This window comes from Actinotalea sp., from assembly GCF_035443605.1.
Lineage (GTDB): Bacteria > Actinomycetota > Actinomycetes > Actinomycetales > Cellulomonadaceae > Actinotalea.
The window spans coordinates 1-7351 of the sequence record NZ_DAORSQ010000116.1 but is presented as its reverse complement, the minus strand read 5'-3'; the positions used below and the strand labels follow the sequence as shown (position 1 = coordinate 7351).

Annotated in this window: 7 protein-coding genes; 4 read left to right on the top strand and 3 right to left on the bottom strand. The window is 74.1% G+C overall.

Annotated features, from left to right (window positions below):
* Together PKY62_RS11320 and PKY62_RS11315 are read right to left on the bottom strand one after the other, a co-directional pair.
* On the bottom strand, window positions 1-482 hold a 482-nt coding region (locus tag PKY62_RS11320), incomplete at its 3' end, for an inorganic diphosphatase (RefSeq protein WP_324537018.1).
* Between the two features lie 85 nt (window positions 483-567).
* Entirely contained in the window at window positions 568-1353 is a 786-nt protein-coding gene (locus tag PKY62_RS11315) for a hypothetical protein (protein ID WP_324537016.1), read from the bottom strand.
* Between the two features lie 142 nt (window positions 1354-1495).
* Here PKY62_RS11315 and PKY62_RS11310 point away from each other — a divergent pair, with 142 nt between their 5' ends.
* A complete protein-coding gene (locus tag PKY62_RS11310; RefSeq protein WP_324537014.1) occupies window positions 1496-3379 on the top strand; it encodes an alpha/beta-hydrolase family protein in 1884 nt (627 codons plus the stop codon).
* A gap of 18 nt (window positions 3380-3397) precedes the next feature.
* Here PKY62_RS11310 and PKY62_RS11305 read toward each other — a convergent pair whose 3' ends face one another.
* Window positions 3398-4252 (bottom strand): formate/nitrite transporter family protein, encoded by an 855-nt coding sequence (locus PKY62_RS11305; RefSeq protein WP_324537012.1) that lies wholly within the window; start codon window positions 4250-4252, stop codon window positions 3398-3400.
* Window positions 4253-4414: 162 nt separating this feature from the next.
* On the opposite strand from PKY62_RS11305, the gene PKY62_RS11300 reads away from it, so the two are divergent.
* From PKY62_RS11300 to PKY62_RS11290, 3 genes are all read left to right on the top strand, one after another.
* Window positions 4415-5671, top strand: coding sequence for an EAL domain-containing protein (locus PKY62_RS11300; protein WP_324537010.1), 1257 nt, complete (start codon window positions 4415-4417; stop codon window positions 5669-5671).
* Between the two features lie 55 nt (window positions 5672-5726).
* Window positions 5727-6179, top strand: a complete 453-nt coding sequence (locus PKY62_RS11295; RefSeq protein WP_324537008.1) for a nitroreductase family deazaflavin-dependent oxidoreductase — start codon at window positions 5727-5729, stop codon at window positions 6177-6179.
* Window positions 6176-7351, top strand: a 1176-nt coding sequence (locus PKY62_RS11290) for an EAL domain-containing protein (RefSeq protein ID WP_324537006.1), incomplete at its 3' end; no start/stop codon positions are given. The genes PKY62_RS11295 and PKY62_RS11290, both read left to right, overlap by 4 nt.

Below are 7351 nucleotides of genomic sequence, written 5' to 3'. Positions count from 1 at the left end.
GCGTGCTCGGCCGCTCGTCGGAACGACCGCTCGATCTCGGCCTCGGCCTCGCGGCGACCCGCCCAGTGGGCGCCCTCGACCGACTTGCCGGGCTCGAGCTCCTTGTAGACCTCGAAGAAGTGCTGGATCTCGAGCTTGTGGAAGTGCGACACGTCGTCGATGTCACGGCGCGAGGCCCAGCGCTGGTCGGACGCCGGGACGCACAGGACCTTGTCGTCGCCGCCGGCCTCGTCGCGCATCCGGAACATGCCCAGCGCGCGGCAGCGGATGAGACAGCCGGGGAACGTCGGCTCGTCGAGGAGCACCAGGGCGTCCAGCGGATCCCCGTCGTCCCCGAGCGTGCCGTCGATGTAGCCGTAGTCGTCCGGGTAGCGGGTCGACGTGAACAGCATCCGGTCCAGGCGGACGCGGCCCGTCACATGGTCGATCTCGTACTTGTTGCGCTGGCCCTTCGGAATCTCGATCGTCACGTCGAACTCCACGAGACTCCCTTGTCTGCGTCGGTGCTTCTGCGTCGGTGCTTCTGCGTCGGTGCGGCCCAGTGTGGCGCACGCGAGTGCCCGGACGTCAGGGGCCGCTGAGCCCGGGTGTCGCCGCGGCGCCGTCCGCGCCCTCCTCGCCTCGGGCCAGCGCCAGCGCGATCCCGGCCGCGACCACGGCACCGACCACGGTGGCGCCCACCCGCTCGACCGCCAGGCCCAGCGCCGCGACGCCACCACCACCGGCCCCCAGCAGCACGATGAAGGGTGTGCTGCACGCGACCGTCGGACCGTAGCGGTCGAGCACCGCGTAGCCGACCATGAGCACCAGGAGCAGCCCGGCCGCCGCCATGGCGGCCCACGGGGGCAGCAGGGCCGCGAGCGCGAGCCCGCGCAGCGCAGCCGGCCGTCCCACCCGCGCCAGGACCAGCACGCCGAGCGCACCACCGGCGAGCACCCACATCGCCACCTGGGCCGGGTCCTGCTCGACCGGGAGGGTGAGGTACACCGCGGCGACCGTGGGCAGGCCCGCGACGACCCCGGCGTCGAGCATGGTCGCCGGCGCGACGAGCAGGCAGGCCAGCGCGACGAAGCAGGCCGCGACGAAGGGCTGGCCCGGCAGTGCGGCGGCCACCGTGGCCGTCATCGCCAGCGGCACCGTGAGCAGCAGGGCGTACCGGGCGGGCAGGCGCGTCGCGGGCAGCAGGCACCCGGTGTAGCCCATCGCGAGGCCCAGCGCCGCCGTCGTGCCCGCCGCGACGTAGGCCGCGACCACGGGCGCCAGCAGACCGACGGTGAGCAGGCCTGCCGCGGCCAGGACCGGGCGGGGCAACGCCCACGTCGCGGCCAGCGCGGCCCTGCGGTCCCCCGCCATCCGACCTCCCGTGGGTGCGGCCAGGCGGGCGCACGCACCCGCTCACGCCCGCCCAGGGTAGACGCCGCGGTCGACGCGACCTCGCTCGCTCCAGCAGGATGACCTAGACCTCGGTTCCCCCACCCACAGCAGGGACGTCACGATGACGCAGGACGACCACCTCGACCGCCTGTCGGCGAGCCAGCGCGCGGGGATCGTCGCCGCGGCGGCCAGCGTGCCGTGGAGCCTGGTACCGCTGCTCAAGCCCCGCTCACCGCTCGACCAGGGCGTCATCACGGGCCTGTCCTCCGCGCTCAACTACGCCCTGACCACCGTCGGGCACGACGTCGTGCTGGTGTCGTCCCGCGGCGCGCTGCGCCTCGCCGGGGCGCGCACGGACGGCCGGACGACGGCACGGACGACGCTCGCCGTCGACCTCGCGGCGATCGCCGTGTCGCTCGGCGTGCAGGCGGCCCTGCCCCAGCGCGAGCAGGAGCGCACCGCCCGCGCCCTGGTGCGTGCGGCGTCGCGCCGGATCACCGCCGCGGCGGTGGCCGGGGCGGTCGCCAGCGGCCTCGACGCCCTGCCCGGGCCGGCCGGCTCGGACCGCGGCCTGGGCCGCGTGCTGCGCTCGGTGCCGGTCATGGTGGTCGCCGGTGCCGGCATCGCCGTCGGGGTCCAGGCGCTGCGCCTGCGGCGCTCCCGGGCCGACGGCGCGGAGCTGGGTCGCGACCGCGGCGCACCGATGGCCCGCTCCCTGGGCGCGGGCGCACTCGCCGCGACCGGGGCCCTGACCCTCGCGGCCGGCGAGCGCGGGCTCGCGTGGGTCGCCGAGCGCGGCATCCGGCGGGTCACCGGGGAGCAGACCGACGTGTCCGTCGCCAGCCACGTGGCCTCGCTCGGGGCCATCGGCGGCGGGCTGTACGCCGTGGGCGGGCTGGTCTACCGCAGGGTCGAGCGGTCCGGGACGGTGCCGGACGCGGCACTCGTCGACCCGCCGACGTCCGCCCTGGTCAGCGGCGGTCCAGGCAGCGTGGTGCCGTGGGCGACCCTGACGCGCGAGCCGCGCCGCCACCTGTCGACCGCCACCCCCGCGGCGCGGATCAGCGCCGTGATGGGCGAGCCTGCGGTCGACCCGGTCCGGGTCTACGTCGGCCTGACGAGCGCCGCGACCTACGCCGAGCGCGTGAGCATGGCCCTCGCGGAGCTCGAGCGCACCGGTGCCCTGGACCGCAGCCTGCTCGTCCTGTGCTCCCCGACCGGCACGGGGTACCTCAACTACGCCGCGAGCTCCGCCTGGGAGTACCTCAGCAGGGGCGACTGCGCCAGCGTGACCCTGCAGTACTCGCTCCGCCCGTCCCCGATGTCCCTGGACCGCGTGGAGGACGGCCGCCAGCAGAACCACGCGCTGTGGCTGGGGATCGCCGAGGCGCTGGGCCAGCGGGCACCCGCCGACCGGCCGAAGGTCGTCATCTTCGGTGAGAGCCTCGGCGCGCACACCAGCCAGGACCCCTTCCTGCACTCCGGCACGCGAGGTCTGCGGGCGCTGTTCGTCCAGCGTGCGCTGTGGCTCGGCACGCCGTACGGCAGCGGCTGGGCCCACCAGGTGCGTGACCTGACGCGGGGCAACGTGCAACCCGGCGAGGTGCTGCGGGTCGCCGGGGCGGACGAGATCGACCGCCTCGACGAGGCCGCGGCGCGCGCGGCGCGCTACGTGCTCATGTCCCACGACGACGACGGCGTCGTGCTGTTCGGCCCTGAGCTCCTGTGGCGCAGCCCCGAGTGGTTGGGGGACGCGCGACCGGCGGCCGTCCCGCCCCAGGCGCGCTGGTCGATCCCCATCACCTTCCTGCAGACCGCGATCGACATGAAGAACGCGATGAGCTCGATCCCCGGTCAGTTCGTGTCCGCCGGCCACGACTACCGCGCGGACATCGCCCGGGCGGTGCGCTTCGCGTTCGACCTGCCGTGCAGCGACACCCAGCTCGCGGCGATCGAGGACGCCCTGCGCAGCGAGGAGCTCGCCAACGTCGCGACGTGGTCCTGAGTGTCGTGCGCCCCCGGCTCAGGCCTCGGTCGGACCCCGGCGGGCGACCCGCGAGTCGTCGTTGACGTACGCGTAGTACAGGCCGATGAGCAGGCCGCCGCCGACGAAGTTGCCGAGCAGTGCGATCCCCACGTTGGCGGCTGCCGGGCCGAGGTCGATGCCCTCCTTGAGCCCGACGACGGTGAACAGCACCGTGTTCGCGACGGAGTGCTCCAGGCCGAGGAACGCGAAGATGAACACCGACATGATCATCACGAGGCTCTTGGTGAGGTCGTCCTTGATGAGCCCGTTGTAGACGAGGAGCATCGCCAGGTTGATCATGAAGTTGCACAGCACCGCGCGGAAGAACAGGTCGCTCCACCCGGCCGGGCCGTCGGTGATGAACGCAAGCTTGTGCTCGACGGATGCGGACATGAGCTCCCCGGCCACGCCGTCCGTCAGCGTGCTGAACCGCACGAAGACCGCGATGAGCAGGCCGCCGAGGAAGTTGCCGAGGTAGCACAGCCCGAGCAGGCGCAGCGCCTTGCCGAGCGTCGTGCGCCGGTGGTAGGCCCCGATCGAGATGATCATCATGTTGGACGTGAGCAGCTCGGACTTCGAGTAGTAGATGAAGACCAGCGCCCAGCCGAACGCGAGCGCCCCGAAGAACCGGCCGACGGGCACCATCGTCCCGCCCGGCGCGATGGCGTCGAAGGCCGCGATGACGGCGTAGTTGGTGCCGTAGAGGACCCCGATGATGATGCCGGCCATCCCCGCGCGCTGCAGGTAGCGGCGGGCCATCTCCCCCGACATCGCGGTCTTCGTCTCCAGCGCGTCGAGGATCGTGCTGATGAACTGCTTGCCGGGGAAAAGCTGCAGGTTGTCCGTGCTCATGGGTGCCACCTTGCCACGGTCGGCGACCACCGAGCGGCACCGTCCGGCACCGGGCGCACGCACCCCGGTAGGCTCGATGCACGCCCTCGGCGCGGGCGCGCGCGGGGTGGCGACCGGATGGCACCGCACCGCACCGCACCGGCACGGCCCAGGAGGCTGACGATGACGGGTACCCCCGGCCGGTCCGCGCGACGCAGCGCGGCATCCAGGAACCCCGCATGGTTCGAGCGTGCGCTGCTGGCCGCCGGGACCGTCGGCCGGGTCCCGGCGTGGGCCCTCCTCGCTGCGCTGCTGGCCGTCACCTGGCTCGTCGTCTGGTCGACGGGCGGCACCCTGGGCACGTCGTCGCACCTGCTCTCCCTGCCGATCATCGCCGCAGCGCTGCGGTTCGGCCTGCGCGGCGCCGTCGTGACCGCACTTGTCGCGGGCGTGCTGTGCGGTCCGCTCATGCCGCTGGACACCGTCGCCGGCGAGCCGCAGGACCTGCGCGCGTGGGTCACCCGCACCGTGGTGCTCGTCGCCGTCGGAGCCTTCGTCTCCTTCGCGCTGCGCTCCCGCCAGCGCCTCGACGAGGCCCACCTCACCCAGGAGGTGCGCGAGACCCTCGCGCGTCCCGTCCGGGGCCGCGCGCACGACGCGTCCCTCGTCGGGCGCATCGACGGCGTCATGGCGGCGCGCGCCTTCCACCCCGTCTACCAGCCGGTCTACTCCCTGGCCGACGGCACGCTGCTCCAGGTCGAGGCCCTGACCCGCTTCGACTCCGAGCCGTACCGCAGCCCCGACCAGTGGTTCGCCGCGGCGGCGCTGGCGGGCCGTGGGGCCGAGCTGGAGATCGCGGCGGTCGCCGTGGCGATCGAGCACTCGCACACCCTGCCGCTCGGGGTGGCGCTGTCCGTCAACGCCTCGCCCCACACCCTGGGCGACCCCCGGCTCCTCGCCCTGCTCACGTCCGCCGGCAGGCGCCAGATGATCGTCGAGGTCACCGAGCACTCCGTGGTGGCCGACTACGAGGGCCTGCTCGAGCGGGTGGCCGCGCTGCGGGCGCTCGGCGTGCGCATCGCGGTCGACGACGCCGGCGCGGGGATCTCGAGCCTGCGGCACATCGTCCAGCTGGCGCCCGACATCATCAAGCTCGACATGTCGCTCACCCAGGACGTCGGCGCCAGCCCGCTGCGGCGGGCGCTCGCGGCCTCGATCGTCGAGTTCGCGGACCGGACGGGCGCCCAGCTGCTCGTCGAGGGCATCGAGACCGTCGAGGACCTCCTGGCCTGGACCCGCATCGGGGCGCACGCGGTGCAGGGCTACCTCGTCGGCAGCCCGGCCGACCTGCCCGTGGCGTCGCAGCTGGGCGACAACCTCCGCGGCGGTCCCGGCCTGCACCTGCGGCACCCGCGCGACACGGGAGCCGGCGCACGGTGACACGGTCGGTCCACCTGCCCTGGTGCGCCCGTGGGGGGACCCCTACCGTGGGTGCATGACGAGCAGGGGTCAGATCGCGTTCACCCGCCTGCACGCCGTCGTCTACCGGGCCACGGGGGGGCGCGTGGGGGGCCGCCTCGGCTCGCTCGAGCAGGTGCTGCTCACCACCCGCGGCCGGCGCAGCGGGCAGCAGCGCACCATCCCCCTTGCCGGGATCCGGGACGGCGAGCGGCTGCTCCTCGTGGCCTCGAACGGCGGTGCGGACCAGCACCCTGCCTGGTACCTCAACCTCCAGGCGGACCCGACGGTCGTGGTCCAGAGCGGCGCGCGGCGCGACGTCATGGTCGCCCGGACGGCCGACGCCGTCGAGCGGCCCGGCCTGTGGCGCACCGTGGTCGCGGCCAACCCCGGCTACGGGCGCTACGCCACCCGGACCCAGCGGACCATCCCCGTGGTGGTCTGCGAGCCCGAGCGGCTCGACCCGCCGGCGGGCGGTGTCGAGCCGTGAGCCGGGGCCGGGGCGTCACCGGGGCCCCCCGCGGCCTCGACCGCGCCCTGCTCCTCGGTGCGAGCGCCTCGCCATGGGTCACCGTCGTCGTCCTCGCGGCGCTGCTCGCCGTGAGCTGGCTGGTCGTGTGGTTCACGGGCGGGACCCAACGGGCCTACCCGCACCTGTTCTACGTCCCGATCATCCTGGCCGGCGTGCCGTTCGGGATGCGCGGCACCGTGACGACAGCCGTGGTGGCCGCCGTGCTGGTCGGCCCGCTGATGCCCCTGGACGCCGTCACCGGTGAGCCGCAGCCGATGCGAACCTGGATCACCCGGGCGGTCTTCTTCGTCGTCATCGGCGCGCTGGGCTCCGCATCCCTGACCGCCCGCGAGCGCTCCTACCAGCGTCAGCTCGCGGTGGACGTGCGGTGGGCGCTCCACCGCGAGGTGAACGGCACCCCGGTCGACGCAGAGCTCGTGGCGCTCGTGGAGACGGTGCTCGTCGAGGCCGCGTTCCACCCCGTCTACCAGCCGCTCTACTCGCTGACGACGGGCCGGCTGCTGGGCGTGGAGGCGCTGACCCGCTTCGACGTGGACCCGCACCGCCCGCCCGACGCGTGGTTCGCGGCGGCGACCCACGCCGGGCTCGGCGTCGACCTCGAGATCGCCGCCATCGCCGCTGCGCTGCGGCACGCCCAGAGCCTGCCGGCCGACGTCGAGCTGTCCGTCAACGCCTCGCCGGCCACGCTGGACGACCCGCGGCTGGCCGAGATGGCCCGCGCCGCCGGTGGACGCCAGATCGTCGTCGAGATCACCGAGCACGCGGTCGTCGAGGACTACGAGGGCCTGCTGGACAAGGTGGGTGCGCTGCGTGCCCTGGGCGTCAAGATCGCGGTGGACGACGCCGGTGCGGGCATCTCGAGCCTGCGGCACATCGTCCAGCTGGCCCCGGACATCATCAAGCTGGACATCTCGCTGACGCAGGACCTGTCGGCCAGCCCGCTGCGCCGGGCGCTGGCCGGCTCGCTCATCGAGTTCGCGGACCAGACCGGCGCCCAGCTGCTCGTGGAGGGCATCGAGGAGATCGACGACCTCGTCGCGTGGACCCACCTGGGCGCGCACGCCGCCCAGGGGTTCCTGCTCGGCCGCCCCCTGCCCCTGCACCACCACCGGCCAAAGCAGGATGCGGCG

Coding starts and splice junctions, on each gene's coding strand:
- PKY62_RS11315 (WP_324537016.1), bottom strand. CDS start 1,353: ATGGCGGGGGACCGCAGGGCCGCGCTGGCCGCGACGTGGGCGTTGCCC.
- PKY62_RS11310 (WP_324537014.1), top strand. CDS start 1,496: ATGACGCAGGACGACCACCTCGACCGCCTGTCGGCGAGCCAGCGCGCG.
- PKY62_RS11305 (WP_324537012.1), bottom strand. CDS start 4,252: ATGAGCACGGACAACCTGCAGCTTTTCCCCGGCAAGCAGTTCATCAGC.
- PKY62_RS11300 (WP_324537010.1), top strand. CDS start 4,415: ATGACGGGTACCCCCGGCCGGTCCGCGCGACGCAGCGCGGCATCCAGG.
- PKY62_RS11295 (WP_324537008.1), top strand. CDS start 5,727: ATGACGAGCAGGGGTCAGATCGCGTTCACCCGCCTGCACGCCGTCGTC.